At 69.2% G+C, this 26,370-nt stretch carries 26 protein-coding genes and 1 pseudogene; 18 read left to right on the forward strand and 9 right to left on the reverse strand.

Translation table 11 applies throughout. The features are described from left to right. Positions 1-57 precede the first annotated feature (57 nt). From AB0H36_RS01125 to AB0H36_RS01135, 3 genes and pseudogenes are all read left to right on the forward strand, one after another. Positions 58-138, forward strand: a pseudogene (locus tag AB0H36_RS01125) (hypothetical protein); the annotation flags it as partial. A gap of 401 nt (positions 139-539) precedes the next feature. Continuing rightward, on the forward strand, positions 540-812 hold the full coding sequence (locus AB0H36_RS01130; RefSeq protein WP_360515132.1) for a hypothetical protein: 273 nt from the start codon (positions 540-542) through the stop codon (positions 810-812). A gap of 40 nt (positions 813-852) precedes the next feature. Continuing rightward, entirely contained in the window at positions 853-1,683 is an 831-nt protein-coding gene (locus tag AB0H36_RS01135) for a DMT family transporter (RefSeq protein ID WP_360514377.1), read from the forward strand. Positions 1,684-1,966: 283 nt separating this feature from the next. Here the strand turns inward: AB0H36_RS01135 and AB0H36_RS01140 are convergent, their stop codons facing one another. Continuing rightward, positions 1,967-3,394: a S8 family serine peptidase gene (locus AB0H36_RS01140; protein ID WP_360514380.1), complete on the reverse strand. Its 1,428-nt coding sequence runs from the start codon at positions 3,392-3,394 to the stop codon at positions 1,967-1,969. Positions 3,395-3,659: 265 nt separating this feature from the next. Between AB0H36_RS01140 and AB0H36_RS01145 the strand changes: the two genes are divergently transcribed. From AB0H36_RS01145 to AB0H36_RS01170, 6 genes are all read left to right on the forward strand, one after another. Then, positions 3,660-4,400, forward strand: coding sequence for a GntR family transcriptional regulator (locus AB0H36_RS01145; RefSeq protein WP_360514383.1), 741 nt, complete (start codon positions 3,660-3,662; stop codon positions 4,398-4,400). After that, positions 4,397-5,713, forward strand: coding sequence for an MFS transporter (locus AB0H36_RS01150; protein ID WP_360514386.1), 1,317 nt, complete (start codon positions 4,397-4,399; stop codon positions 5,711-5,713). Before AB0H36_RS01145 ends, AB0H36_RS01150 begins: the two co-directional genes overlap by 4 nt. Positions 5,714-5,801: 88 nt before the next feature. After that, positions 5,802-6,791 (forward strand): ATP-binding cassette domain-containing protein, encoded by a 990-nt coding sequence (locus AB0H36_RS01155; protein ID WP_360514389.1) that lies wholly within the window; start codon positions 5,802-5,804, stop codon positions 6,789-6,791. Next, positions 6,788-7,603 carry an ABC transporter permease gene (locus tag AB0H36_RS01160; protein WP_360514392.1) on the forward strand — a complete coding sequence of 272 codons (816 nt, stop codon included), beginning with the start codon at positions 6,788-6,790 and terminating at the stop codon, positions 7,601-7,603. Before AB0H36_RS01155 ends, AB0H36_RS01160 begins: the two co-directional genes overlap by 4 nt. Before the next feature lie 113 nt (positions 7,604-7,716). Continuing rightward, entirely contained in the window at positions 7,717-8,208 is a 492-nt protein-coding gene (locus AB0H36_RS01165) for a pyridoxamine 5'-phosphate oxidase family protein (protein ID WP_360514395.1), read from the forward strand. Positions 8,209-8,239: 31 nt separating this feature from the next. Further along, the gene (locus AB0H36_RS01170; RefSeq protein WP_360514398.1) at positions 8,240-8,683 is read left to right on the forward strand and encodes a VOC family protein; all 444 of its coding nucleotides are present in this window, start codon (positions 8,240-8,242) and stop codon (positions 8,681-8,683) included. Between the two features lie 223 nt (positions 8,684-8,906). On the opposite strand, the gene AB0H36_RS01175 is transcribed toward AB0H36_RS01170, so the two are convergent. Then, entirely contained in the window at positions 8,907-10,256 is a 1,350-nt protein-coding gene (locus AB0H36_RS01175; RefSeq protein ID WP_360514401.1) for a serine hydrolase domain-containing protein, read from the reverse strand. A gap of 74 nt (positions 10,257-10,330) precedes the next feature. Between AB0H36_RS01175 and AB0H36_RS01180 the strand changes: the two genes are divergently transcribed. Further along, positions 10,331-13,582, forward strand: coding sequence for a BTAD domain-containing putative transcriptional regulator (locus tag AB0H36_RS01180; RefSeq protein ID WP_360514404.1), 3,252 nt, complete (start codon positions 10,331-10,333; stop codon positions 13,580-13,582). Here AB0H36_RS01180 and AB0H36_RS01185 read toward each other — a convergent pair. The 3 genes from AB0H36_RS01185 to AB0H36_RS01195 all read right to left on the reverse strand — a co-directional run bounded on the left by AB0H36_RS01185 (position 13,569) and on the right by AB0H36_RS01195 (position 15,386). Continuing rightward, positions 13,569-14,195, reverse strand: coding sequence for a TetR/AcrR family transcriptional regulator (locus AB0H36_RS01185; RefSeq protein WP_360514407.1), 627 nt, complete (start codon positions 14,193-14,195; stop codon positions 13,569-13,571). The genes AB0H36_RS01180 and AB0H36_RS01185 overlap by 14 nt on opposite strands. 163 nt (positions 14,196-14,358) lie before the next feature. Next, the gene (locus tag AB0H36_RS01190) at positions 14,359-14,859 is read right to left on the reverse strand and encodes a DinB family protein (protein ID WP_360514410.1); all 501 of its coding nucleotides are present in this window, start codon (positions 14,857-14,859) and stop codon (positions 14,359-14,361) included. Next, positions 14,856-15,386, reverse strand: a complete 531-nt coding sequence (locus AB0H36_RS01195) for a DinB family protein (protein ID WP_360514413.1) — start codon at positions 15,384-15,386, stop codon at positions 14,856-14,858. The genes AB0H36_RS01190 and AB0H36_RS01195 overlap by 4 nt, the downstream gene beginning before the upstream one ends. Before the next feature lie 199 nt (positions 15,387-15,585). On the opposite strand from AB0H36_RS01195, the gene AB0H36_RS01200 reads away from it, so the two are divergent. The 3 genes from AB0H36_RS01200 to AB0H36_RS01210 all read left to right on the forward strand — a co-directional run bounded on the left by AB0H36_RS01200 (position 15,586) and on the right by AB0H36_RS01210 (position 17,605). Continuing rightward, on the forward strand, positions 15,586-16,257 hold the full coding sequence (locus AB0H36_RS01200) for a DUF433 domain-containing protein (RefSeq protein WP_360514416.1): 672 nt from the start codon (positions 15,586-15,588) through the stop codon (positions 16,255-16,257). A 90-nt stretch (positions 16,258-16,347) separates the two neighbouring features. Then, complete coding sequence (locus tag AB0H36_RS01205) at positions 16,348-16,992, forward strand: DUF433 domain-containing protein (RefSeq protein WP_360514419.1); 645 nt, start codon at positions 16,348-16,350, stop codon at positions 16,990-16,992. Further along, positions 16,964-17,605 carry a hypothetical protein gene (locus AB0H36_RS01210; protein ID WP_360514422.1) on the forward strand — a complete coding sequence of 214 codons (642 nt, stop codon included), beginning with the start codon at positions 16,964-16,966 and terminating at the stop codon, positions 17,603-17,605. Before AB0H36_RS01205 ends, AB0H36_RS01210 begins: the two co-directional genes overlap by 29 nt. A gap of 30 nt (positions 17,606-17,635) precedes the next feature. Here AB0H36_RS01210 and paaK read toward each other — a convergent pair whose 3' ends face one another. Genes paaK through paaI form a run of 3 tightly spaced genes read right to left on the reverse strand, consistent with a single transcriptional unit; the run spans position 17,636 to position 20,586 of the window. Continuing rightward, on the reverse strand, positions 17,636-18,937 hold the full coding sequence (paaK, locus tag AB0H36_RS01215; protein ID WP_360514425.1) for a phenylacetate--CoA ligase PaaK: 1,302 nt from the start codon (positions 18,935-18,937) through the stop codon (positions 17,636-17,638). Between the two features lie 15 nt (positions 18,938-18,952). Further along, complete coding sequence (pcaF, locus tag AB0H36_RS01220) at positions 18,953-20,158, reverse strand: 3-oxoadipyl-CoA thiolase (RefSeq protein ID WP_360514428.1); 1,206 nt, start codon at positions 20,156-20,158, stop codon at positions 18,953-18,955. Further along, entirely contained in the window at positions 20,155-20,586 is a 432-nt protein-coding gene (gene paaI, locus AB0H36_RS01225) for a hydroxyphenylacetyl-CoA thioesterase PaaI (RefSeq protein ID WP_360514431.1), read from the reverse strand. Before paaI ends, pcaF begins: the two co-directional genes overlap by 4 nt. Before the next feature lie 95 nt (positions 20,587-20,681). Between paaI and paaN the strand changes: the two genes are divergently transcribed. Genes paaN through AB0H36_RS01240 form a run of 3 tightly spaced genes read left to right on the forward strand, consistent with a single transcriptional unit; the run spans position 20,682 to position 24,250 of the window. Further along, positions 20,682-22,349, forward strand: coding sequence for a phenylacetic acid degradation protein PaaN (paaN, locus tag AB0H36_RS01230; protein ID WP_360514434.1), 1,668 nt, complete (start codon positions 20,682-20,684; stop codon positions 22,347-22,349). Beyond that, the gene (locus AB0H36_RS01235) at positions 22,342-23,718 is read left to right on the forward strand and encodes a serine hydrolase (RefSeq protein ID WP_360514437.1); all 1,377 of its coding nucleotides are present in this window, start codon (positions 22,342-22,344) and stop codon (positions 23,716-23,718) included. Before paaN ends, AB0H36_RS01235 begins: the two co-directional genes overlap by 8 nt. 13 nt (positions 23,719-23,731) lie before the next feature. Next, complete coding sequence (locus tag AB0H36_RS01240; protein ID WP_360514441.1) at positions 23,732-24,250, forward strand: flavin reductase family protein; 519 nt, start codon at positions 23,732-23,734, stop codon at positions 24,248-24,250. Here the strand turns inward: AB0H36_RS01240 and AB0H36_RS01245 are convergent. Beyond that, entirely contained in the window at positions 24,238-24,699 is a 462-nt protein-coding gene (locus AB0H36_RS01245; protein ID WP_360514444.1) for a MarR family transcriptional regulator, read from the reverse strand. The genes AB0H36_RS01240 and AB0H36_RS01245 overlap by 13 nt on opposite strands. A gap of 58 nt (positions 24,700-24,757) precedes the next feature. Here AB0H36_RS01245 and AB0H36_RS01250 point away from each other — a divergent pair, with 58 nt between their 5' ends. Next, complete coding sequence (locus AB0H36_RS01250; protein ID WP_360514447.1) at positions 24,758-25,198, forward strand: deazaflavin-dependent nitroreductase; 441 nt, start codon at positions 24,758-24,760, stop codon at positions 25,196-25,198. A 4-nt stretch (positions 25,199-25,202) separates the two neighbouring features. After that, positions 25,203-26,234: a zinc-dependent alcohol dehydrogenase family protein gene (locus AB0H36_RS01255; protein ID WP_360514450.1), complete on the forward strand. Its 1,032-nt coding sequence runs from the start codon at positions 25,203-25,205 to the stop codon at positions 26,232-26,234. The last annotated feature ends 136 nt before the right edge of the window (positions 26,235-26,370 follow it).

The raw sequence follows: 26,370 nt of genomic DNA on the forward strand, positions 1-26,370 counted from the left end.
CCGGGTGCAACCACCCGGGCCTTCGTGTTGCCCTCAAGCGCTCGAGGTGTGTGAGCGTTGCGGCCGGCCCGATCGGCCGCGACGCCGAACAGCGGGCACCGCCGCTATCGCACCGAGGACCTCGACGTACTCGAGGCGCTGGTCTGTCTCCGCGCGGCCGGCGTCGGCATCGAGGACATGCGCACGTACCTGGCCAACCGCGCCCGCGGCCGCGAGGCAGCAGCCGAACAGCGCGACCTGCTGCTCCGGCACGCGGAGCGCATCGAGGCCGAGATCGCGCCCAGCAGGCAGTTGCGCGCGGCCGTTCGCCATTGCGGTGCGGACGATGCCGGCCTCGAGGTGGTTCCCGCGGACCTGATGTCGGACGACGGTTGGCCGGCCGCAGTGGCGGGGTGCGAGGAGGTCCACCATGTCGCCTCGCCCATCCCGGTCGCCCAGCCCGCCGATCCCGACGAGCTGATCCGCCCGCGCGCGAGGGCACCCTGCGGGTACTGCCAGCACGACCTTGAGAAGCCACCAACCACATTTCGGCGTTCGAGATGGTCGGTGGGTTCTCAAGGTCGCTGTACACGCCGAAGCCGGGCGCCGAGTTCACCGAGGACGACTGGACGGATCCCGAGACGCCGGGTCTGGCGCCGTACCCGCGCTCGAAGGCGATCGCCGAGCGGGCCGCGTGGGACCTGATGGAGAACGACGACGGTGACACCGAGCTTGTCGTGGTGAACCCGACCGGCATCTTCGGCCCGACCCTGGCCTCCTGCAACTCGCCGAGACCCTGCGCCACCACCTCGGCCCGCTTGCCGTCGGCGTAATCCGCCTGACCGCTCAGATGTCTGGTGAGAGGGTGTAGCGGTGGTGGTCTTGATGGTGGTGCTGGGGGCGGCGGTGCTGCATGCCACCTGGAACGCGATGGCTCATGGCGCGCCGGATCGGGTGGCCGGGCTGGCGTTGTTCGAGCTGGCGGCGGGGGCCATCGGGCTGGTCGCCGTCCTGGTGATGGGCCTGCCACCGGCGGATACCTGGGGCTACATCATCGCGTCGGCGGTGCTGCATCTCGCGTATCTGGGTGGCCTGCTTGCGTCGTACCAGCTGGGTCAGTTCAGCCAGATGTATCCACTGGCCCGCGGTACGTCGCCGTGGGTGGTGGCCGTGGTGTCGATCGTCGTGCTGCATCAGGCGCTGGCCGTGGTCGAGCTCGCCGGGGTGCTGCTGATCTCGGCGGGCCTGATCGCACTGGTGTTCATCGGCCGGCCTGGTCGACAGCAAGTCCCGGCGCTGCTGGCGGCTTTCGGCACCGGGCTGACGATCGCGGCGTACACGGTCGTCGACGGCCTCGCGGTCCACAAGATGCCGGTGCTGACGTACATGGGCTGGGTCTTCATGCTCCAGGGCTTCCTGATGCCGCTGGTCGTCCTCGCCTGGCGCGGCACCAGGGTGCTCCGGCAGCCCCGCTCCGCCGTACTCTCCGGCCTCGGCGGCGGCGTGGTCTCGATGGTCGCCTACGGCCTCGTCCTCTGGGCCCAAACCCGAGGCACCCTCGCCGCCATCGCCGCCCTCCGCGAAACCAGCATCATCTTCGGCGCCATCATCGGCGCCCTCTTCTTCGGCGAACACTTCGGCCCCCGCCGAGCCCTAGCCGCCGCAGTAGTAGTAGGCGGCATCGTACTGATCAGCCTGGGCTGACAAGCACTCATCCACGGGTGACGTCTGAGGCCGCACACCTCTCTACGAACAGTTCCTTCCACCGCCCGTCTCCACCAGCGCTGATGGAGTACGGCCCGGCGGCATCACATGGCGGTCGAAGGAGCGCGGCAGCGCGCATGGGGGCGCGGCAGCGCCCAGCAGACGGGTGGGTGGGAGCGGCTGCGTAGCACGGCGACGTAGGAGCCGCGCGTAGCGGACGCGTGGGCTGACCACAGTTGTTGAGGAGTGGGGGTCCCGGGCGGGGGACCCCCACTCGGTCTGGTTAGGGGGTTACGGCGTCGAGGGAGTCGGTGAGGCCTTCGCCGAAGAAGGCGTTGTTGGCGGTGGTGCCGGTGCAGCGGGGGTCGGGGGTGGTGGGGCAGGCGGTGTCGTCGGCCTGGTTGCGGAGGGCGGACTCTAGTTGCTTCGGGCCCCACCACGGGTGGGTGGACTTCATCAGCGCGGCCACGCCGGCGACGTGCGGGGACGCCATCGAGGTGCCGCTCATCCGGCCGTAGCCGCCACCTGGCCAGACCGTCGACAGGATCGAGCTGCCGGGGGCGGCGACGTCGATCTTGTTCAGGCCGAAGTTGGAGAATCCGCTCCGGACGCCGGCCTGGGTGGTGCTCGCGACGGTGACGACACCCGGCAGCTCGGTCGGCATGTCGAGGCAGTCGTTGTTGATCGTCCGGGTCACCGGCGTCGTGTCGTTCGGGCTGTTCGAGTCGGTGGTCTTGTTGGCCAGGTCGTAGTTCGAGTTGCCGGCCGCGGCCACGGACAGGACGCCGCGATGCGTGGCGTAGTCGACGGCACGCCGTACTGCTTCCTGGACGGCGCCCTGGTCACCGGTGTCCTTGCACCAGAACTCGAACGGGTCGATGAAGTAGCTGTGGTTGGTGACGTCCATGTGGTGCTCGGCGGCCCAGACGAAGCCGCAGATCGCGTACTCCGGGTAGATGAAGCCGTCGTTGTTGACCACCTTCACCGAGGCGATCCGCACGTTCGGCGCGACGCCGACGATGCCGACGCCGTTCCGGGCGGCGGCGACGGTTCCGGCGACGTGGGTGCCGTGCGAGCTGGTGGTCGGACGCCACGCGCCCTCGGCCGTGTCCGGTACGCCGTTGTCGACGCAGCTCACCGAGTCGGCCTTGTCGAAGTTCGGCGCGAGGTCCGGGTGGGTGTCGTCGACACCGCTGTCGTTGATGCCGACCAGGACGCTGCGGGAGCCGTCGGTGACCGCGTGCGCCTGGTCGGCCTTGATCTGGACCATGTCCCACTGGTCCTTCTCCAGCGGGTCCGGCGCCGGCGCGGCCGTCACCTCGCCGAGGGACTTCAGGCCGCCGGCCGGTCCCTCGCTCACCGCGGCCGTCCGGGTGGCGCCGACGGACTGCACGTCGCGCCCGTACTTGCCGGTGCGGACGGCGGTCTTGAAGTCGGCGTTCGTCGACTGGGCGATCACCACGCCGAGCTGCCGGTACGACTGGACGACGGTGCCGCCGGCCGCGACCACCGCCTTCTCGACCTTCTTCACATGCCCGGCGGACGCCTTGGTGTTGACCACGTAGTTCATCAGCGGCCCAGGCGCGGCCGCCGCCGAAGTCGGCTCAGCGGTCGGTACGGCGTTCGCCGTCGACGCACCGAATGCGGTCAGGGCCAGGGCGGCGGCGGCCAGGCCGGCAGTCAGCCGGCGAGGCCGGGAGGTTCGGATCACACTGTCTCCTCGAGGACGGTCGAGCACGGTAATCGGAGACTCTAGAGCGATTTCCGAACCGGCGGAGTTCTTCATCCACAACGCAGGGGAAACCCTCCACAAGCCCAAGATCGTCACTACACACGGTTCACTTGTTCACAGGGAGTTGCCCACATCTGTGGATTGACCTGTGGATAACTGGTGGACAAGCTGGGGAACACCGGTGGACGGGCCACTGTTGTAGGATAGATACAACAGAGATACGAGTCGTATGGGTGAGGGTTCAGTGACAGGCGGGGTGCCGGAACAAGCGCCGGCGAGAGCAGCAGACATCGAGTTGGGCGACCAGACCGCGGAGATCGCGCGGGTCGTGGTCGAGGCGGCGCCGGGGGTGGAGAAGATCCCGGCCGCCGAGCGGGTCTACGCGTACGTGAAGGCCGCGATCCTGGATCGCACCTACCCGGGCGGCGAGCTGCTCACCGAGGGCGAGCTGGCCACGGCCGTCGGGGTGTCGCGCACCCCGGTCCGGGAGGCGCTGCTCCGGCTGGAGGAGTCCGGCCTGGTGAAGTTGTACCCGAAGAAGGGCGCGCTCGTCCTGCCGGTGCTCCCGCAGGAGATCGACGACGTGCTCGAGGCCCGCGAGCTGATCGAGACGCATGCGGCCGCCAAGGTCTGGCCGCGGCGCCGGCAGCTGATCGAGACGCTCACCCAGCGCGTCGACGAGATGCGCGCGCACCGCAGGACCGGCGACGCGAAGAGCTTCCTGGAGGCCGACCGGGCTTTCCACGAGGCGATCGTCGGTGCCGCGGGCAACGAAATCCTGGCCAAGCTGTACAACAGCCTGCGCGACCGCCAGGTCCGGATGGGGGTGCCGGGCATCGAGATGCAGCCGGCCCGGATGGACAAGTCCATCACCGCGCACCAGGAGATGATCGACGCCCTCGACGGCAACAGCGTGAAGCGGTTCCGCGAGCTGGTCGTCACCCACATCAACGAGGCCGCCACCGACCTGCGGAGTACTCGGTGACAGAACTTCTCTACCCCCTGGGCGGACGGCGTGCCTGGGCGGTGTGGACCACTGCTGTCCTCACCTACCTGGTGACGGTGCTGCACCGCGGCTCGATGAGTGTCGCCGGTCTGCAGGCCGCAGAGCGCTTCGACATCTCCGCATCCGCGCTTGCGAGCTTCACCGTCGTACAGCTGACTGTGTACGCCGCCATGCAGGTGCCGGTCGGCATCCTGCTGGACCGGTACGGCTCCAAGCGCCTGCTGATCACTGCGTCGGTCCTGCTGTTCGCTGCGCAGTCCGCGTTCAGTCTGGTCGACTCCTATCCGGCTGCGCTCGCTGCACGCGCCGTACTGGGTGTCGGCGACGCACTGGTGTTCATCAGCGTGCTGCGGGTCGTCATGTCCTGGTTCCCCGCGCTACGGCAGCCGGTGATGTCGCAGGCCACCGGGATGCTCGGCGGTGTCGGCGCGATCGTCTCGACCGTGCCGATGGCCGCCGCGTTCCACGCCTTCGGCTGGACCAGCACGTTCGCCGCTGCCAGTGTGCTCAGTCTGGTCACAGGTGTCGCCGTACTGTTCCTGATTAGGGACACGCCGTACGACGTGCCGCTCAGGCGGACCAAGCAGTCGTTGACCGAAGTACGGAGCAACCTGCGCCGCGCCTGGCAGGAGCCGGGCACACGGCTCGGGCTGTGGACGCACTTCACCACCAGCTTCTCCGGCGGAACGTTCGGTCTGCTCTGGGGCTACCCGTTCCTCGTCCAGGGGCAGGGCGTCCCTCCGACCACGGCTGCCGCGATGCTCATCCTCCCCGTGCTGGCGAGCCTGTTCTACGGGCCTCTGGTCGGCCGGTATGCCGCGAGGTTCCCGTTCTACCGGTCGTGGATCGTGCTGGCCGTGATCGGCGGCTCGGTGCTCATGTGGACCGTCGTACTGCTGTGGCCGGGCCGGGCGCCGATGCCGGTGCTGCTGATGCTGATCGTCGTCCAGGCGGCCGGCGGACCGGGCTCGATGCTCGGGCTCGACTACGCCCGGACGTTCAACCCGGCGACCCGGTTCGGGGCGGCCAACGGGATGGTCAACACCGGCGGGTTCATCGCGATGCTGATCTGCATCGGCATGGTCGGCATCCTGCTGGACGTGTCGTCGGGCGGTGCGCCGCAGACGATCGACGACTTCAAGTTCGCGCTGGCGTTCCAGTACGTGCTGTGGGCGATCGGCACCCGGCAGATCCTCAAGTACCGCCGCAAGGCCCGCGGCCACCTGGCCCGCTACAACCCCGAGGCCTACCAGGCCCTGCTTGCCAACCAGATCATGCCGCTGAAGGGCTGAGCCAGCGGCCTGACAGCGGAGTGCCAGGGCGGTGCCAGTACGGCGTCGGACGGTAGTCCCAGTGAAGTGAGTCCACTGGGAGGAACCGATGACCACAACGAACCAGGTCGCCATCGAGGCGGTCGGCTTGGTCAAGAAATATGGCGACACCACCGCCCTCGCCGGCGTCGACCTGAGCGTGCCGACCGGCACCGTGCTCGGCGTGCTCGGGCCGAACGGCGCCGGCAAGACCACCGCGGTCCGCATCCTCGGCACCCTGATCCGCCCGGACGGCGGCCACGCCATGGTCGGCGGGTACGACGTCGTCCGCGACGCCGGCAAGGTCCGCGGGATCATCGGCCTGACCGGGCAGTACGCCTCGGTCGACGAGGACATGTCCGGCCGCCGGAACCTGGTCATGATCGGCCGGCTGCTCGGGTACTCGCGGGCGCAGGCCCGGGCCAAGGCGGACGAGCTGCTGGAGCGGTTCGAGCTGACCGGCGCGGCGGAGCGGATCGCGAAGACGTACTCCGGCGGTATGCGCCGCCGGCTCGACCTGGCCGCCAGCCTGGTCGGGAACCCGAGCATCCTCTACCTCGACGAGCCCACCACCGGTCTCGACCCGCACGCCCGCAACGGCGTCTGGGAGACGGTCCGGAACCTGGTGCTCGACGGCACCACGGTGCTGCTCACCACGCAGTACCTGGAGGAGGCCGACGCGCTGGCCGACTCGATCGTGGTGTTCGACAAGGGCCAGGTGGTCGCCTCCGGGCGTCCGGCCGAGCTCAAGGCCCAGGCCGGCCGGCAGTCGCTCGACGTACGCCCGGCCGAGCCCGCGCACCTCGAGCGGGTCGCCGCGATCGTCGCCGAGTCGGTCGGCGTCCGCCCGACCGTCGACGTCGTCAACACCCTGGTCAGCGCACCGGTCAGCGACGGCACGCCGATGCCGGTGGTGGTACGGCGCCTCGACGAAGAGGGGATCGCGGTCACCGAGCTGGCGCTGCGGCTGCCGAGTCTGGACGAGGTGTTCCTCGCCCTCACCGGGCACACCGCCGAGGAGAAGACGCAGGACGCCGTACTGGAAGGAGTGCGTCGATGACCACCGCAACACTGGAAGCCCCGGCCCACGCGAGCCGCCGGAGCCGGCCGTTCGCCTGGGTCGAGCAGAGCCTGACGCTTGCCTGGCGCAACATCGTCCGGATCCGGCAGAACCCGGAAGCGCTGGCGGACGTGACGTTCCAGCCGATCATCTTCCTGGTGCTGTTCCTGTTCGTGTTCGGCGGCGCGATCGCCCAGGGCGGGACCTGGCGGGACTACCTGCCGTTCCTGCTGCCAGGGCTGCTGGTGCAGACCGTGGTGTTCTCCACGATGGGCACCGGCGTCGGGCTGAACGACGACTTCGCCAAGGGTGTCTTCGACCGGTTCCGGTCCCTGCCGATCGCCCGGGTGGCGCCGCTGATCGGCGCGGTTCTCGGTGACGCGGTCCGGTACACGCTGTCGATCGTGATCTTGATGAGCACCGGGTTCGTGCTCGGGTTCCGATTCCAGAACGGGGTCGGCTACGGCCTGCTGGCGCTCCTGATCGTGTTGCTGTTCGCGCTGTCGATGTGCTGGATCTGGGTCTGGCTCGGGCTGACGCTGCGAACGGCGCAGGGGGTCCAGGGCATCGCGTTCCTGGTGATGTTCCCGCTCACCTTCGGCAGCAACGTGTTCGTGCAGACCAGCACGCTGCCGGGGTTCCTGCAGGCGTTCGTGAACGTGAACCCGGTCAAGTACCTGGTCGACCTGATGCGGGCGCTGATGCTCGGCGGCGACATCCAGAAGCCGCTGCTGATCACCCTCGCCTGGATGGCCGGCCTGATCGCGGTCTTCGCACCCCTGGCGATCCGCGCCTACCGCCGCCGTACCTGATCATCCGACGGATAGGGGCCGGGGACGTTCCCGGCCCCTATCGTCAGTAGCGATCGATTCGATCAACAATCATCGCTTTTCGCAATGCTGTTGTCGACCCTAGTGTCGATGACATGGAACCGGCACCCGAGCAACTGTCCAGCCCTCGCGACACACCTCTGACAGCGCTCACCTGGGCGGACGCGCAGACGCGTGTTGCCGAGGCGGAGGACTTCCTGCTTGCGACGACCGACCCGAATGGGCGGCCGCACGTGGTGCCGGTGCTGGGGGTGTCGCTCGACGGAACGTTCTGCTTCGTCACCTTCCGGCGGTCCCGCAAGACCCGCAATCTCGAGCGGAACAACGGCTGCGCGGTCACCGTGCCCGGTGCTGAGGTCGACCTGGTTCTCGAAGGGACTGCCGATCGCGTTCGGGACGGAGCCCGGCTGCAGGCGATCGCGGACCTGTTCCCGGTCAAGTATCCGTGGTGGCATCCATTCGTCAGGGACGGCGAGTTCTACGATCCGGCCGACCTCGATCCGCGGCACGTCTACGCGGTCGAGCCGGCACAGGTGTTCGCCTTCGGCAAGGAGCACGGGTTCAGCGCCACGCGTTGGCGCAGCTAGATCTGTCCATGGCGTCCGTCAGAGTGGCGGTATGACGACCAGATGGACGATGACGATCGACTGCGCGGACCCGGGCCGGCTCGCGCGGTTCTGGGGTACGGCGCTCGGCTACGTGGGCTCGGATCCGCCGACGGGCTGGGACACCTGGGAGGCGTTCCTGACCGACCAGAACGTGCCCGAGGACGAGTGGAACGACGGCGCCAGCCTGTCCGACCCGAACGGCGTGCTGCCCGCCATCTCGTTCCTCAAGGTCCCCGAGCCACGCACGGTCAAGAACCGCCTGCACCTGGACCTCCAGGTCAGCGGCGGCCGCGCCGAACCCCAACCGCTGCGCGAACAACGCATCCGCGCCGTCGCAGCCACCCTCGTCGAGGCCGGCGCCACCATCGTCCACGAGATCCGCAAAGACGCCTCCCCCGACCTCGACCACCTCTGGATGGCCGACCCCGAAGGCAACGACTTCTGCGTCGTCTGAGACCTGCCGGCCGACGTTCACCAAGCCGATCAGGCCAGGTGTCCTGGGAGCAAGCCAGTTCCCGCAGAAGATCCTGGACTCCGTGGGCTCGGTCGTCCACAAGCCCCAGGACTGGTGAAAAGCAGAAGCCCCACCGAAGTGGGGCCTCGCGCCCAGCCACCGAAGCAACTGGGGGAATACTCAGAGCCTAACCGACGAGCAGACCCCGGGCAACTGAGGACACTCAGTGCAGGTGTTCGCCGAAGGCCAATGGGTCGCGGGTGCAGAGGTAGGTTGCCCAGTGCAACTTTGTTGGGGTGCCGGTGGCGTCTCGGGTGATGCGGAGGAGTTCGCCGGTTTCGCGGCCGGAGGTGGTGCGGTAGACGTCTTCGGACAGGCGGGTGAAGACGGCGGGGGCGAGGTGCTCGGCTGCGGCGGGGGACTTGGCCTGGAGCTCGCCGGCCTTGACCGAGAAGACGAACGGGGTGCCCTCGGAGAACCAGGTGCCGAGGACGCCGACGAGCTCGTCCGGCACCGTCGTACCGGGGACCCAGGGGTCGGCCGGGAGCGGGTCGTCCTCGAGGACCTTGATGATCAGGTCGGTGGCCAGCAGGCCCGGCGCCGGCGCGGAGGTGGAGCTCTGCAGTGCGATGCCCGCAGTACCGGAGGGCCGGTGCACGAAGGTCGACGTGATGTGACCGGGCATCCCGCCGTCGTGGCCGACGAAGATCCGGTCGCCGCGGCGCAGCAGCATGAAGCCCAGGCCGAAGGCGAGTTGCCAGCGGTCCAGGTCGGCCATGATTTGCACCTGGCACATCTCGTCCAGGGTGTCCTTCGACAGCACCTCGTCGACCGGGTTCGCGACGAACATGGCCCACTTCGCCAGGTCTTCCGCCGTACTCGCGAGCCCGCCGCAGGCGTCCATCGAGCCGAGGTTCAGCAGTTGCTCGCGGACCGGAACGTCGGAGAACGGCGGCACGTAGTAGCCGACGGCTGTCGGTCCGCCGTCCATGCCGACCGTCGTACGGCGCATCTCCAGCGGATCCAGGATCCGGGTCTTGATCGCGTCGTACCAGGAGCGTCCGTCGAGGCGGGCGACGATCTCGCCGAGGAGTGAGAAGACCAGGTTCGAGTAGTGGAACCGGTGGTGCGGCTTGCCGACCCGCTCGGCGTCGTTCCAGCCCGAGACCAGCTCGTCGCGGTCCGGGAACTTCATCACGTCCCAGACGTCGCCGACCGGCTCGCGCTGCATCCCGCTGGCGTGGCTGAGCATCTGCCGCACGGTGATGCCCTCGTGCTTGCTCTCCGGGATCAGCTTCTCGACCGGGTCGTCGAGGGTGAGCTTGCCCTCGTCGCGCAGCGCCATGATCGCGACCGCGGTCAGCGTCTTGCTCTGCGAGGCGATCAGGAACTGCGAGTCGGCCGTCGGCGGCACACCGGGAGCGTCCAGGTCGGCGGATCCGGCCCCGTGGGACCAGGCCAGCGCCCCGTCCCGGGCGACGGCTCCCACGACACCGGGCACGCGCCCCTTGGTCTGACGTTCCGCGACGAGGCGGGTGAGCGCAGTCTGGGTCTGCGCGGCGATATCTGTCACGACTGCCGACTGTAAGGGAAGGCAATGACAAACGGCAGGGGTATTTGGTCGGGGGGATGTGCGAGGCTGGTCGGGTGCGCATAGCGGTGCTTGGGCCTCTCGCGATGTGGGCGGCCGACGGGACTCCGCTGGACGTCCGCGGAGTTCGGCTGCGCGGACTGCTCGCCCGGCTCGCGTTGAGCGCGGGCAAACCGGTCAGCGTCGAGACTCTGGTCGACGGCCTCTGGGGTACCGAGGCGCCCAGCGCCAACGCGCTGCAGTCCCTCGTCTCCCGCCTGCGCGCCGGCCTGCCCGCCACCGAGTCGAGCATCGCTGTCCAGTCAGGCCCGGCCGGCTACACGCTGACCATCGGCCCGGACTGCGTCGACGCCCTCCAGTTCGAGGACCTGGTACGGCGCGGCCGCGGGCTGATCGGCTCCGACCCGGAGAAGGCGTGGACCCTGCTCACCCAGGCAGACAAGCTCTGGCGCGGTGACGCGCTGACCGACCTCCGCGACCTGCCGTTCGCCGCCATCGAGGCCGACCGCCTGGCCGAGCTCCGGCTCGCCGCCACCGAGCACCTCGCCGAGGCCGCAGTCAGCTGCGGTCACGCTCGCGAGCTGATCGCCGAGCTCGAGGGCCTCGCCACGGCCCACCCGCTGCGCGAGCGACTGCACGAGCTGCTGATCAGAGCCCTGTACGCCGACGGCCGCCAAGCCGAGGCGCTGGCCGCGTACGAGCGAGTCCGCGAGACCCTGGCCGACGAGCTCGGCGCCGATCCCGGGACCAGGCTCCGAGATCTGCATGTCGCAGTACTGCGGGGTGACTCGATCGATCCGCCCGCCACGACGACCGCCGTACCTGCGCCGGCCGCTCCGAAGCCGCGCAGCAACCTGCGTGCACCACTGACCAGCTTCGTCGGGCGGCGGGATGACGTGACCGAGCTGGCCCGCCTGGTGAGCGACGGGACGCGCCTGGTGACCATGGTCGGCCCTGGTGGCGCAGGGAAGACCAGACTGGCGACCGAGACCGGGCGCTCGCTCATGGAGCAGAGCGGCGACGGGATCTGGTTCGTCGAGCTTGCGCCACTCGGTGATGCGGCGGACGTCGCGCCGGCTGTGCTGTCCGCGCTCGGCGCGACCGAGTACGTCGAGGAGCTCAGTACGGCGCTCGCCCCCAAGCACTTCCCGACCAGCCGGGCAGCAACGCAGCGACTGGTCGAGGTGATCGCCGATCGCCGCATCCTGCTCGTGCTCGACAACTGCGAGCACCTGGTCAACGAAGTCGCCGGTCTGGTCGACTCGCTGCTCGCGGCCTGCCCACGGCTGCGGGTGCTCACCACCAGTCGCGAGCCGCTGAGCATCCCGGGCGAGCACCTGCATCCGGTCGGGCCGCTGGGCCTGCCGCCCGAGGACAACGACGCCGACGGCGACTACCCGGCGATGCAGCTGTTCGTCGACCGGGCCCGCGCCGTACGCCCCGACTTCATGCTCACCGACACCAACCGGGCAGCGGTCGCCGAGATCTGCCGGCGGCTGGACGGGATGCCGCTGGCGATCGAGCTGGCGGCGGCGCGCCTGCGGGCGCTCACTCCGGCGCAGATCGTCGACAAGCTGGCGGATAGGTTCCGCTTGCTGACCAGCGGATCGCGTACGGCGCTGCCCCGCCACCAGACGTTGCGTGCAGTCGTGGAGTGGAGCTGGGAGCTGCTCGACCCGGAGGAACAGGCGGTCGCGCGGCGGCTGTCGCTCTTCTCCGGCGGTGCGACGCTCGAGGCCGCCGAGCAGGTGTGCAGCGACGACAACCTGCCGCCCGAGTCCGTGCTCGGCGTACTGGCGTCCCTTGTCGACAAATCACTCGTCGAGGCAGCGGCCGACGACCGGTCCGTGCGCTACCGCATGCTCGAGACGGTCCGCGCGTACGCCGCCGAGCAGCTGCAGGACTCGGGTGAGTACGGGTACTTCCGGAACGCACACACCAAGTACTTCAGCCGCCTGCTCCGCCAGGCCCGGCCGAAGCTGCGGTCCGCCGAACAGATCCAGTGGATCGCCCGGCTGACCGCGGACAACGAGAACCTCGTCGACGCTCTGCGTACGGCGATCGACAGCGGCTCGGCTCGGTCGGCCGTCCAGCTGGTGGCCGCGCTCGGCGAGTACTGGAACATGTGCGGTCGCCCGGCCGAAGGTGTCACGTGGATGCGGGCGGCGCTCGCCGTACCTGGTCCTAGCTCGCCGCTGGACCGGGCGACGGCGCTGATGCTGTTCTCGCTCGGCACGTTGTCGAGTGGTGAGGACCCGACCGACTCGTTCCCGCAGGCGGTGCGTGGGCTGGCCGAGGTTCGCCTGCTGAGCCGGCGGCACGAGCAGGTCGCGAGCGCGGGTGTCGGCCTGTTCACGAACGCGGTCTGGTCGGCGATCCGGCGCGACAAGGCGGCCTGCTTCAACACGTTGCAGGTCGCCCGCGAGCACCAGGACCCGTGGACTCGCAACATGGGCGTGATGATGACCGCGATGTTCCGCGAGAACGAGGGCGACGTCGACCAGATGGCCGCCGACCTGACGCTCGCGCTCGACGGGTTCCGGGCGATCGGCGACCGCTGGGGCATCTCGCTCGCCCTCCGCGGCCTGTCCAGCTACCTGGGCATCCAGGGCGACCACGAGCGCGCCCTCGAAGCGCTGGACGAGTCGATGGGCCTGCTCGAGGAGCTCGGCACCGTCGAAGGTGTCCCGCAGATCCTCGGCCAGAGCGCGATGAGCCGGATCGAGCTGGGCGACCTGGAGGGCGCGCGGGCCGACCTGCAGCGGGCGATGCGGCTGGCCGAGGAGACCGGTTCGCGCAGCGGCCAGGGAATGGCGTACGCCGGGATGTCGCGCATCGCGCTGCGGACAGGCAAGCTCGACGAGGCCAAGGAGCTGGCGGAGCGCGCGTACTCGATGCTCGACCTCGAGGCCGAGCGGATGGCGCCGCACGGCCAGGCGATGATGCTGTCGCAGCTGAGCCGGGTGAGCGTCGCGCGTGGCGAGCTCGATGACGCCGTCGCCTACAGCCGCCAGGCGATGGAGCTGGGCCTGAGCACCGACGACATGCCGGTGGCGTCGGTGATCGTGGAAGGCGCCGCGGAGGTGGACCTGCTCGCCGGAGACACCGAGCTCGCGGCCCGGACCCTCGGCCTCGCCGCGGCGATGCGTGGCATGCGCAGCATCCCCACCGCCGACGTCCGCGCGAGCTTCGACCGACTGCGCGACGTACTGGGTGCGAGCGCGTTCGAGCAGGCGTACGACGCCGGCGCGTCGCTCCCGCGGGACGAGGCCCTCGCCGAGCTCCGCAAGCGCTTCAGCTCGTCATGAGTTGGACGGCCAGGTCGCGGAGCGCCTGCTGCACGGTCTGCTCGGGCGGCCGCGGGTCGGCCAGCATCCAGTCGTAGACGACGGTGTTCACCGCACCGAAGAAGCACAGACCGAGGAACCGGAAGTCCTTGTCCTTGATCTCGCCACGCCCGACCGCGGTGCCACCGAGCTCCTGCACGCTGCCGATCATCAGCTCCCGGAACGCGATCCGCTGCTCCTCGACCGCGGGACTGGTCCCGACCACTTCGACGAACGAGATTTGGGCCCGGCGCAGGTCTTCCATGATCGTGCGCAGGTAGCTGTCGACCGCCGCCTCGATCCGCTCGCGGATCGGCCGGCCGTCGGTCTGGCGCAGCGCGTCGCCGGTGCTGCGCACCGCGAGCTCGATCACCTGCGCGTGCACCGCGAGCAGCACGGCTTCCTTGTTCTGGAACTCGTGGTAGAAGTGCCGGGTGGACACTTTCGCCTGTGTGCACAGGCGTTCCACGGACGTCGCGGGATAGCCTTCGGTCCCGAACAACTCCAGCGCGGCGGCCAGCAACCGCTCGCGCCGCGCAGCCTTCCACTCCTCGACTGACCGCCCGGAATAACGGCGTACGGAGGGTTCCCTCATCACACCTCTTGTCGCTACCCCGTGCCAGATGCCGGACATCCTATCCACCACTCGGCGTCACTGTCGCGGGTCGCCAGGCCATCACAGATCGCTGACCGGAGCAGGGCCGAGCGTCACCCGGTCCTCGTGGTCGCGATTGTGATGGCCTGGCGGTCCGCTCACCTCAGTCGCCGGTGGCGCCGTCGAGCACCTCGCGGATGATGTCGAGGTGCCCGAGGTGCCGCGCGGTCTCCTCGATCATGTGGCAGAGGATGTACCGCACCGACGCCCGGCCCGCGTCGCGGACCAAGAGCCGTTCCACGTCGTCGAGCGCGAAGCCGGCGACGATCTCGTTGGACCGCTTGCACTCGGCGTCGTACTCGTCGAGCAACTGCGCGAGCGGTACGTCGTCGACGAACATCTCGGCGTCCGGATGGCCGCCTTCGGTCCACGGGGTCTGGCCGGTGTCCGGCGTACCGAGGAGGTTCTCGGTGAACCAGGAGTACTCGACCCAGCGCAGGTGCGCGACCAGCCCGGCCACCGTCATCAGCGGTGACGTGGGCAACAACTTGCGATGGGCATCGATCTCGCTGAGGCCCTCGCACTTCGGCCGGACCAGCGATCGTTGATGGTCGAGCCAGCCGACCAGTTGGGCGCGTTCGTCGCCGGTCAGTGGTGGCCTCATGTGGGGTCCGCCATCCGCACGTAGCCGGTACGGCCGTCGAGGAGTTCGCGGATGATGTCGAGGTGGCCGACGTGTCGCGCGGTCTCCTCGATCATGTGGCAGAGGACGTACCGCAACGAGGCCGCCTTGTCTGCCGGTTGCCCGCGTTCGACGGTCTCCAGCGGGAGGCCGGCGATTGCCGCGTTGGATTGCTTGCACTCGGCGTCGTACTCCTCGAGCAACCGGGCCAGCGGCACGTCGTCGACGAACATCTCCGCGTCGGGATGCCCGTCCTCGGTCCAAGGGGTTTGGCCGGTGTCCGGTACGCCGGCCACGTTGAGCTGGAACCACGCGTACTCGTTCCAGCGCAGGTGCGCCACCAGCCCCGCGATCGTCATCAACGGCGACGTCGGCAGAAGCTTGCGGTGGGCATCTTCTTCGGAGAGTCCTTCGCACTTCATCCGGACGAAGGAACGTTGCAGGTCGAGCCATCCGATCAGCTGAGCGCGCTCGTCGGCGGTCAGCGGCGGACGCAGTACTTCGGTCATTCAAAGCTCCTGTGAATGTGGAGCCACCCGGTCTCAGCCGCGGGCACGGCGGACGGGCGGCACGACGGTCGGACTGCACATCGCGCTCACCTCCTCTCCACCAGTTGACAGCACCATATCCGCCCGACGGCCCGGTCCGGAACTCGGTTTCTGGCAGTCTTGGTCCGGACAGCGCCCGCACCGCGCGAAGAGGTGAGACGTGGACCCACGGTTCGACCTTCCGCTCTACACCCGCGCCGAGGTCGCGCTTCACCTGGGGTTACCACCCACCACTCTGGGCGACTGGCTCCGGTCCGGTGCCCTGGAAGCGCGCAGCGGCGGGCGCGGCGAGCCGACCATCACGTTCGCCGGCCTCGTCGAGACCCACATGCTCCGGCACCTCCGCCAGGCCGGCCTGTCCCTGCAGGCGATCGGCGAAGCCGCCGTCGCCCTGCGCTCCCGTGCCGGCCGCCACTACCCGCTGGCGTGGTCCGGCCTGGCCCACGATGGCCGCGACCTGCTGATCGAGATCGCCGCCGAAGGTCGCGAGCAAGGCTGGGAACGCATCCGCGACAGCCAAGGCGGCCTCCCCGGCGTCCTCCGCCGCGGCTCAGCCGCGATCACCTGGTCCGACGACGGCTACGCCGCCACCCTCCGCCTCGTCATCTACCACGACATCGACGTCATCGTCGACCCCCGCCGCTCCCACGGCCAACCCCTCGTCGCCGACTCCGAGGTCCGCGTCGAAGAGGTAGTCGACCAAGTCCGCACCGGCACGACGTACCGCGACCTGGCGGCCAAACACAACCTCGAAGACTTCGAAGTAGAAGCCCTCGTCCGCCCACCCACCTTCCGCCGCCCCAAACACCCCCAACCCGAACCCCTCCTGTAGGCGGTTCTGTGGATAGCCGAACGCATACTGTCCGCCCGGACTGGCATCCTGGTCATCGACAGGCTGTGATCACGGAAGGAGGTGGTGTGGATGGATCCGCGATTCGACCTGCCGATTCTCACGCGCGCAGAGACAGCGAGCCACCTGGACCTACCTCCCTCGACCCTCGGCTACTGGGTGAAGACACGAGCGCTCCAGGTCGTCGAGCGACAACGAACCAGCGACGCGTCGATCACCTTCGCGAGCCTGGTCGAGACGCACATGCTTCGCCAACTGCGGCAGTCCGGTCTGTCTCTGGGTGCGATTCGCGACGCTGCGATCCGGCTGCGCAACGAGCTCGACAGGCCGTATCCGCTCGCCTGGCGACGTATCGCCCACGATGGACGCGACCTCCTGGCTGAGATCGCGGCCGAAGGCGAGGGCGCTTCATGGGAGCGAATCCGCGACAGCCAAGGCGGCCTGCCTGGCGTAGTCGAGCTCGGGCTGAAATCCGTCGAGTGGGCGCCCGACGATTACGCGAGCAGACTTCGGCTGGTGGCGTATCGAGGGGCCGACGTCGTTGTCGATCCCTTGGTCTCCTTCGGGCAGCCGATTCTGGCAGGCGTCGGTGTGCGCGTCGAGGATGTGGTCGACCTGGCACGGGCGGGCGAGCCCTACCAGCTGATCGCCGACGAGTTCGGCATCCAGACCACCGAGGTCGAGGCCCTTGTCCGGCCCCACATCCGAGCAGCCTAGGTTCTACATCGACGTCGGTCTTGGCGGCATCGCGATCCCTCACCTGGTTCGTCGACTGGGCAGCGAAGCGTTGACCAAGCACGAGGTGTTCGGACGTCGGACCGTCGAGGACACCGAATGGATTGCCTGGGCCGATGCTGAGGATCTCGTCGTGCTGACGAAGGACGATGCGATCCGGAGGCGACCGCTCGAGCGTGCCGCGCTGGCCAGGTCGGGTTTGCGAGTCTTCTGCTTGACCAACGCGAACCTCACGAAGGCGGAGCAGGTCTTGCGGTTCGAGTGCTTGTGGCCGGCCCTCTCAGGCGGTGCGAGCAGCCCGGTCCGTTCGTCTGTGGCGTGTACGCCGACCGGCTGCAGGACCTGCGTTTCTAGCAGTCGGCCGCCTTGGACTGTGGTGACGCCCCTCTGGTGGGGTCGAACAGCGAATGGCCTGTGGATGGTCACCAGTTCCTGTCCGAGCCCTCGGTTCGAGTCGGAGTCTGACGGTCACCGCCGATGCGACAACCGCCGGGCCGGTGGGACAGCCCGCCTACGGACCACGTCGACCGGGTGGTCGATCGCGTGCGACGGAGGAGCGCGCAGACCCGGCGGTAGCCGGAACGCACGGCGGTAGCCGGAACGCACGGCGGTAGCCGCGCGTGAGTCAGAGTCCGCGGTTGTCTTTGATTCGTTTGGCTTTGCCTAGGGAGCGTTCCAAGGTGTGGGGTGGGAGTACTTCGACGGTGGCGGTTACGCCTACTCGGTCCTTGATTCGGCGGGTCAGGTGGGCTGCGGCGGTATTGCGATCACCCAAATCGGGGGTGGCTTCTACCTGGACGGTCAATTCGTCGAGGCGGGTGGGGCGGGTGAGGATGCAGAGGTAGTGCGGGGTGAGGCCCGGGACGAGCAGGATCTGTTCCTCGATCTGGGTGGGGAAGACGTTGACGCCGCGGACGATCATCATGTCGTCGGTGCGGCCGGTGATCTTCTCCATCCGGCGCATGCCGGGGCGGGCGGTGCCGGGGAGCAGGCGGGTCAGGTCGCGGGTGCGGTAGCGCAGGACGGGGAATGCTTCCTTGGTGAGGGTGGTGAACACCAGTTCGCCGACCGAGCCGTCGGGGAGGACCTCGCCGGTGACGGGGTCGATGATCTCCGGGTAGAAGTGGTCTTCCCAGATGTGCAGGCCGTCCTTGGTCTCGACGCATTCCTGCGCGACGCCCGGCCCCATCACCTCGGACAGGCCGTAGATGTCCACGGCATGCATGCCCGTCCGCTCCTCCACCTCCAAGCGCATCTGCTCGGTCCAGGGCTCGGCGCCGAAGATCCCGATGCGCAGCGAGGTGTCGCGGGGGTCGAGGCCGCGGGACTCCAGCTCGTCGACGATGGCGAGGAAGTACGACGGGGTGACCATGATGATCCGGGCGCCGAAGTCGCGGATCAGGTCGACCTGCCGTTCGGTCATCCCGCCGGACACCGGTACCACGGTGCACCCGAGCCGCTCGGCGCCGTAATGAGCACCCAGCCCGCCGGTGAACAGACCGTAGCCGTAGGCAACATGGCACACGTCGCCCGCCCGGCCACCGGCAGCACGGATCGACCGGGCCATCAGGTCGGCCCAGTTGTCCAGGTCGCGCCGGGTGTACCCGACCACCGTCGGCCGTCCCGTCGTACCCGAGGAGGCGTGCACCCGCACCACTTCAGACCGCGGTACGGCGAACATCCCGAACGGATAGTTCTCCCGCAGATCCGCCTTCGCGGTGAACGGCAGCCTGCTCAGGTCCGCCAGCGATCGCAGGTCGCCCGGCTCGAATCCCACCGCGGACAGCGCGGCCCGGTAGTGCGGCACGTTCTCGTACGCCGACGCGACCGTCGACTGCAGCAGAGAAAGCTGACGGGAGCGGAGCTCGTCGACGGACAGCCGCTCGCCGTCGTCACGCAGGTCCTCGGGACAGGGCTCGCCGAGCATCACGACACCTCCAGGTCACGGACGAGCGAGCAGGGTCGCGATGCCCTGGCCCACTCCGATGCACATGGTGGCCAGCGCGTACCCGGCGTCGCGGTGGCGAAGCTCGAGGGCAGCGGTGAGCGCGAGTCGAGCGCCCGACATCCCGAGCGGATGGCCGAGCGCGATCGCGCCGCCGTTCGGGTTCACGTGCTCGGCGTCGTCGGGCAGACCGAGCTCCCGCAGTACGGCGAGGGACTGCGACGCGAACGCCTCGTTCAGCTCGATCACGCCGACGTCCGACAGCGCGACACCGGACCGGTCGAGCAGCTTGCGCGTGGCCGGGGCCGGGCCGATTCCCATGATCCGCGGTGGCACGCCGGCCGCCGCCGTACCGACGATCCTCGCCAACGGTGTGACTCCGAGCCGCTCGACGGCCGCACCGCTCATCACCAAAAGAGCGGCCGCACCGTCGTTCACGCCGGAGGCGTTGCCCGCAGTGACCGTGCCGGGGGAGCGGAACGGCGTCTTGAGCCCGGCCAGCGCCTCGAGCGAGGTCTCCCGCGGGTGCTCGTCGACCTCGACGACAGTCACAGCGCCTCGCTTGCCCGGGACCGAGACCGGCACGATCTCCTCGGTCAGCCGCCCGTTCGCCTGCGCCTTCGCCGCGCGCTGCTGGCTGCGCAGGGCGAACAGGTCCTGGTCCTCGCGGGAGACGCCGAAGTCCGCGGCGACGTTCTCGGCCGTCTCCGGCATCGAGTCGATCCCGTACTGCTGCTGCAGCACCGGGTTCACGAACCGCCACCCGATCGTGGTGTCGAAGATCTCGGCCTGCCGCGCGAACGCGGTCGTTGCCTTGGGCATCACGAACGGCGCCCGGGACATCGACTCGACGCCGCCGGCGACCACGATCTCGTTGTCTCCGGCAATGATCGACCGGGCCGCCGACGCGACCGCGTCCAACCCGGATCCGCACAGCCGGTTGATCGTCGTACCAGGCACCTGGGCGGGAAGGCCGGCCAGCAGCACCGCCATCCGGGCCACGTTCCGGTTGTCCTCGCCGGCCTGGTTCGCGCAGCCGAGGATCACGTCGTCGATCATCGCGGGGTCAAGAGAAGAGTGTCTGCCCAGCAGAGCGGACACGACCCCAGCGGCCAGATCGTCGGGGCGGACGGGTGCGAGCGCACCGCCGTACCGGCCGATCGGCGTCCGCACACCATCAACCAGAAACGCCTCACGCGTCATGACTCTTCCTCCGGGGAAATGATCGTGCCGGACAACTGACGGCTGCGGCCGCGGAACTCGGCGATCACCTCGTCGCCGCGCCGGACGGTCACGTCGTAGATCGCGTTCCGGCCGTACGACGTCCGCTCCCGCGCCTCGGCGACGAGCACGTCACCATGCTTGGCCGGGGCGACGAAGACGATGTCGCAGGTCTGCGCGACCGTGACCTGGTTGCGCGAGTTGCACGCGAACGCGAACGCGGAGTCGGCCAGGCAGAACACGAATCCACCATGCGCGATACCGTGCCCGTTCACCATGTCCTCGCGCACCGGCATCTCGATCCGGGCGAATCCGTCGCCGACCTCGGCCAGCCGCATCCCCAGGCCGGCGGAGGCGGTGTCCTCCGCCCACATCGCCGCGGCCACCCGGGCCGCCAAATCGTCAGCCATACCTGCCCTATCGAGAAGAAGGCTTGTGACACTCTATCCCCGGTCGCGGCATCGACTGTAACATCACAGACGCAGACCCCGAGCTTGGAGGACCCATGACCGACTGGCTGGCGACCCACCGCGAGCGCCTCGACGACGCGCTGAAGGCGATCCGCGGCCGCGGCTACCACTCCGCCTTCCCGGAGTCGCCCAGTCCGCGGGTGTACGGCGAGACCGCGGCCGCCGACGGCAAGGCCGCGTTCGAGGCCTACCTCGGTACGACGTTCCCGCTGGAGATCCCGGGGTCGCGCGGCGAGGTGGTCACCGAGCACTCGCCGTACGGCATCAAGCTGGACATCGCTTACCCACGCATGGTCGAGGACGGTCTCGACGACCTGCTCGCGGCGGCACAGGCCGGGCTCAAGGACTGGCGCAACGCCGGGATCGACGGCCGGACCGGGGTCACCCTGGAGATCCTCGACCGGCTGCACAAGCGCGTCTTCGAGTTGGCCAACGCGGTTCAGCACACCAGCGGCCAGGCGTTCGTGATGGCGTTCCAAGCGGGTGGCGCGCACGCGCTGGACCGGGCGCTCGAGGCGGTCGCGTACTCCTACGAGGAGATGAACCGCTACCCGGCCGAGGCGACCTGGGAGAAGCCGGCCAAGGGCGACCCGATCCGGATGGAGAAGACGTTCACCGTCGCCGGTCGCGGCGTCGCGCTGGTGATCGGCTGCAACACGTTCCCGACCTGGAACTCCTGGCCCGGCCTGTTCGCGTCGCTGGTCACCGGCAACGCCGTGGTCGTCAAGCCGCACCCGCTGGCCGTCCTGCCGCTGGCGATCACCGTCCAGGTGTGCCGCGAGGTGCTCGCCGAGGCCGGCCTCGACCCGAACCTGGTGACGCTGGCCGCCGAGCGGGCCGGCGACGGCCTGGCCAAGCCGCTGGCGACCCGGCCCGAGGTCAAGCTGGTCGACTTCACCGGCGGCAGCGAGTTCGGCGAGTGGCTGGAGCAGAACGCGACCCAGGCGACCGTCTTCACCGAGAAGGCCGGCGTGAACGCGGTCATCATCGACTCGACCGACGCGTTCAAGGCGCTGACCGGGAACCTGGCCTTCACCCTGTCGCTGTACTCCGGCCAGATGTGCACCACCACCCAGAACCTCTTCATCCCGGCCGGCGGCATCGAGACCGACGAGGGCCGCAAGTCCTTCGAGGAGGTCGGCGCCGGGATCGCCGGCGCGATGGGCAAGCTGCTCGGCGACGACGCCCGCGCGGTCGAGATCCTCGGCGGCATCGTCAACCAGGCCGTGATCAGCCGGCTCGAGCTCGCCCCGGAGTACGGCGACGTCGTGCTCGAGTCACGCTCGATCCAGCACCCGGCCTTCCCGGACGCCCTGGTCCGCACGCCGCTCCTGGTCGCGATCGACGCCAAGGACGAGGAGGTGTACGGGCGCGAGTGCTTCGGGCCGGTGTCGTTCCTGGTCAAGACGGCCGACACCGACGAGTCGATCGACCTGTTCCGCAAGACCGTCACCGACGGCGGCGCGATGACGGCCGGGATCTACTCGACCGACGCCAAGACCCTGGACGCGGCGCGGGAGGCCGCCCTGGACGCGGGGGTCGCGCTGTCGGAGAACCTGACCGGTCAGGTGTTCGTCAATCAATCGGCTGCTTTCAGCGATTTCCACGGCACCGGCGCCAACCCGGCCGCCAACGCGACATACACCGACGGCGCTTACGTTGCGAGTCGCTTCCGCGTCATTCAGTCTAGGCGTCATGTCTGATGGTGCGTCTCTGCAGGAAGTTCTGACCTACTACCGCAGCTGGCTCGCGTTCAGACAGCGCTATCTGCGGGTGCCGGGCGTGCAGGCGGCCGTGTTCGCGAACGGCTCGGTCGCCCTCAGCGCGGCGTACGGTCTGGCTGACGTGGAAGGCGCCGTACCGCTGACCGAACGGCACCTGTTCCGGATCGCGTCGCACTCGAAGACGTTCACCGGGACGGCCGTGCTGCAGCTGGTCGAGAAGGGCCGGCTGCGGCTCGACGACAAGGCGGAGATGCACGTCACCGAGCTGGTCGACGCGCCGGCCGGCAAGCTGACGTTGCGGGATCTGCTGAGTCATGCCGGCGGCCTGACCCGGGACAGCGACGACGCGGACTTCTGGCAGCTCGCGCAGCCGTTCCCCGATCGCGACGAGCTGCTCGCAGTACTGCGGTCGCCGGAGGCCGCGGTGATCGCGGAGCACGAGCGGTTCAAGTACACCAACATCGGCTACGGGCTGCTCGGGCTGGTGATCGAGGGCGCGACCGGCCGGTCGTACAACGACCATGTCCGGACCGAGATCGTCGAGAAGCTCGGGCTGTCCGACCTCGGACCCGAGCTGGATCCGGCGCGGAGCGCGGAGTACGCCACCGGCTACAGCTCCCTCGCGTACGCCGACACGCGCGTGCCGATCGACCACGTCGACACCCAGGCGCTGGCCGCCGCGACCGGGTTCTACGGCACCGCGACCGACCTGGTCACGTACTTCTCCGCGCACTTGCCCGGCGACGACCGGCTGCTGACCGACTCGTCGAAGCGCCAGATGCAGCACGCGCAGTGGAGCGTCGGGACCGACGACTGGCCGAAGTACGGGCTCGGTCTGCAGTTGGCGAAGACCGGCGACCGGGAGCTGTTCGGCCACGGCGGCGGCTACCCGGGCCACATCACGCGGTCGCTGGTCGACGGCAAGGCCGGGATCGCGGTGTCGGTGTTGACGAACGCGATCGACGGGCCGGCGCAGCAGCTGGCCGAGAGCCTGTTCAAGCTGCTCGACCTGGCGCAGTCGAAGGAGCGCCCGGGGCAGTCGGCCGACCTGAGCCGCTTCACCGGACGGTACGCCGGGCTCTGGGGCGTCACCGACATCGTCGAGCTCGGCGGGCGGCTGTACACGGTCGATCCAACCCTGGGCGATCCGGCGGACAAGCCGCCGACGCTGGAGGTCGACGGCGACACCCTGCTGGTAACCGAGGACCACGGCGGCGGGTCGTACGGCCAGCGGTACCACTTCACGTTCGGCGCGGACGGCCGCCCGGAGTCGATCCGGTCCGCCGGCGGACTGCGGATGCAGCCGATCGAACAGTTCGCCCTGCCGTCGCGGGTGACAGCCGGCTGAGTACCGTTCTTGCATGACGATCCACGGCGATCATCCGTTCCTGCCGTCCGAGTCCGAGCGGAGCCCGGTACGGCGCTTGCGCGGCCGGCTGGCGTCGCCCGTTGGTCTCTGGACCACCGCGTACGACGGCAAGCGGGCCGGCCTGACCGTGGCGTCGATGATCGTGGCGGACGGTGACCCGGGGTATGTCGTCGGCCTGATCGACCCGGACTCGGACCTCTGGGAAACGTTGCAGCAGGCAAGAACCGCGGTCGTCGCCCTGCTCGGCGAACCGCATCGCCAACTGGCCGACGCGTTCGGGTACGTCGCCCCGGCACCTGGCGGTCCGTTCAAGATGATCGACTGGACCGACACTGAATGGGGTCCGGCGCCGGTCGGCGTCGAGACCTGGGCCGGCTGCACCCTGGTCACCCCAGACCCACCCGAGGTCGGCTGGGCCCTCCAGGTCCAGCTCGAGATCGCCCACGTCGAGCTCTCGCCCGACGAGACCCCCGCCCTGGTCCACCGCCGCGGCCGCTACTACACGCTCTGACCCCGGATCCGCTTCGCCTCCCGGTCCTGCAACTCCTCACCCTGGACCAGGAACCGGTGAATCGTCTCCAACTCCGCCCGGGTGTAGCGCGACAGCACCGCTGTCCCGGACGGCCTGACCGGGCCGTACAGCTTCTCCACGCGCCCCGCCACCAACGGCGTCGCCGTCACCAGCACCCGGCGCCGATCAGCGTCGTCCTTCGTGCGTACGGCGTACCCGAAGCCTTCCAGCCGCTCGATCGCAGCGGTCGTCGCGGCCGGACTCAGACCCGCCTCGACCGCGAGCTGCCCCGCGGTCAGTCCACCGCTGCGCAGCAGCAGCCCGATGCACAGCAGATCGGTCCGATTCACGCCGAGCGCCGAAGCCGCCGCGGCGTCCACCCGATCCGTGGCGTTCTGGAACCGCACCACCGCCTCGGTGATCTCCCCGATCAGGCTTTGTTTCGACACTCGAAATAGTCTACCCTCGATCCAATGTTTCGATCGTCGAAATAAAGCGGAGGTTGCGATGGCTGTCACGACGCCTTTGCCCGGCTGGCTGAAGCCGGTGAACCGACTGGTCAGGCTGCTGTCCCGCGCCGGGCTGCCGCTCGGCACCATCCACGTGCTGTCCGTGCCCGGCCGCTCGAGCGGTGCGATGCGGACGACCCCGGTCTCGCCGCTGACCGTGGACGGGAGGCGCTACATCCTGAGTCCGGTGCCGACCTCGGACTGGGTGCGTAACGCACAGGCCGCCGGGTGGGGCGTGCTCGCAGCCGGCCGGAAGTCCAGGCGGGTCCGGTTGGAGGAGGTCGTGGATCCGGCCGAGAAGGAGGCGGTGCTCCGGGCGTTTCCGGCCGAGGTCCCCAACGGTGTGCCGTTCTTCATCCACGTCGGCGCCGTCACGAGCGCGGACCCGGACGAGTTCGCCGCGGCCGCGCCGGGATCGGTGGTCTTTCTCGTAGTGTGAGGCCATGCGAGCCACCACGATCCATGCGCCGTACGACGTCCGGCTGAGCGATGTCGCCGATCCGAAGCTCGACGGGCCGACGGATGCGGTGGTGAGGGTGGTTGCCTCGTGCATCTGTGGGTCGGATCTGTGGCCGTACCGTGGGGAGAACAAGATCCGGCCGGGCAGCCGGATCGGGCACGAGTTCGTCGGGATCGTCGAGGAGATCGGCAGCGACGTCCGCACGGTCAAGCCGGGTGACTTCGTGGTCGCGCCGTTCGTGGTGAGCGACGGGACCTGCCCGCACTGCCAGGCCGGCTACCAGACCGCCTGCCAGAATCTGGTCGGCTACGGCAGCAGCCTGGCCGACGGCGGTCAAGGGGAGTACGTCAAGCTTCCGTACGCCGATGGCACGCTCGTCGCCACGCCTGAGCCGCCGGACGACTCCCTCGTCCCGTCGCTGCTCACGCTGTCCGACGTGATGGGCACCGGCTGGCATGCGGCGCGGGCCGCCCGGGTGAAGGCCGGTGACACGGTCGTGGTGGTCGGAGACGGTGCTGTCGGGCTGTGCGGCGTACTGGCTGCTTCGCGGATGGGCGCGGAGCGGGTCGTCGCCCTGTCGCGGCACGAACCACGGCAGAAGCTTGCGGCGAAGTTCGGTGCCACGGACATCATTGCCGAACGCGGTGACGCGGCGCGGGACGCCGTACTCGAGTTGACCGGTGGGGTCGGGGCGGACGCCGTACTGGAGTGTGTCGGGACCGGGCAGGCGATGACGACCGCCTTCGACGTCGCGCGGGCCGGGGCAACGGTCGGGTTCGTGGGAGTGCCGCACGGGGTCGAGGTGCCGATCCGCACGATGTTCAGCCGCAACGTCGGGCTGGCCGGCGGGATGGCGCCGGTGCGGGCATACCTGCCCGAACTGATGGCCGACGTGCTGTCCGGAGAGATCAACCCAGGCCTGGTGTTCGACTCCGAGCTCCCGCTCGCCGATGTAGCCGAGGGCTACCAGGCCATGCACGAGCGCCGCGCGATCAAGGTTCTGCTCACACCGTAGTCACAAACGCGCAATCTCAGTGCGCGCGGTGCCCGGTCGGGCGCTCGATGTGCGCGCTCTCACACGTGAGCCCCACCGGGGGTCACGGCTGCGCAACGCGGTTGCGCGGATCGTTGACACCTGGCGCGCGGCGTGC

It is taken from the genome of Kribbella sp. NPDC050820 (genome assembly GCF_040653975.1).
Lineage (GTDB): Bacteria > Actinomycetota > Actinomycetes > Propionibacteriales > Kribbellaceae > Kribbella.

Coding starts and splice junctions, on each gene's coding strand:
- paaI (WP_360514431.1), bottom strand. CDS start 20,586: ATGGCTGACGATTTGGCGGCCCGGGTGGCCGCGGCGATGTGGGCGGAG.
- AB0H36_RS01235 (WP_360514437.1), top strand. CDS start 22,342: ATGTCTGATGGTGCGTCTCTGCAGGAAGTTCTGACCTACTACCGCAGC.
- pcaF (WP_360514428.1), bottom strand. CDS start 20,158: ATGACGCGTGAGGCGTTTCTGGTTGATGGTGTGCGGACGCCGATCGGC.
- AB0H36_RS01155 (WP_360514389.1), top strand. CDS start 5,802: ATGACCACAACGAACCAGGTCGCCATCGAGGCGGTCGGCTTGGTCAAG.
- paaK (WP_360514425.1), bottom strand. CDS start 18,937: ATGCTCGGCGAGCCCTGTCCCGAGGACCTGCGTGACGACGGCGAGCGG.
- AB0H36_RS01240 (WP_360514441.1), top strand. CDS start 23,732: ATGACGATCCACGGCGATCATCCGTTCCTGCCGTCCGAGTCCGAGCGG.
- AB0H36_RS01165 (WP_360514395.1), top strand. CDS start 7,717: ATGGAACCGGCACCCGAGCAACTGTCCAGCCCTCGCGACACACCTCTG.
- AB0H36_RS01185 (WP_360514407.1), bottom strand. CDS start 14,195: ATGAGGGAACCCTCCGTACGCCGTTATTCCGGGCGGTCAGTCGAGGAG.
- AB0H36_RS01130 (WP_360515132.1), top strand. CDS start 540: ATGGTCGGTGGGTTCTCAAGGTCGCTGTACACGCCGAAGCCGGGCGCC.
- AB0H36_RS01250 (WP_360514447.1), top strand. CDS start 24,758: ATGGCTGTCACGACGCCTTTGCCCGGCTGGCTGAAGCCGGTGAACCGA.
- AB0H36_RS01255 (WP_360514450.1), top strand. CDS start 25,203: ATGCGAGCCACCACGATCCATGCGCCGTACGACGTCCGGCTGAGCGAT.
- AB0H36_RS01205 (WP_360514419.1), top strand. CDS start 16,348: ATGGATCCGCGATTCGACCTGCCGATTCTCACGCGCGCAGAGACAGCG.
- AB0H36_RS01160 (WP_360514392.1), top strand. CDS start 6,788: ATGACCACCGCAACACTGGAAGCCCCGGCCCACGCGAGCCGCCGGAGC.
- paaN (WP_360514434.1), top strand. CDS start 20,682: ATGACCGACTGGCTGGCGACCCACCGCGAGCGCCTCGACGACGCGCTG.
- AB0H36_RS01190 (WP_360514410.1), bottom strand. CDS start 14,859: ATGAGGCCACCACTGACCGGCGACGAACGCGCCCAACTGGTCGGCTGG.
- AB0H36_RS01195 (WP_360514413.1), bottom strand. CDS start 15,386: ATGACCGAAGTACTGCGTCCGCCGCTGACCGCCGACGAGCGCGCTCAG.
- AB0H36_RS01170 (WP_360514398.1), top strand. CDS start 8,240: ATGACGACCAGATGGACGATGACGATCGACTGCGCGGACCCGGGCCGG.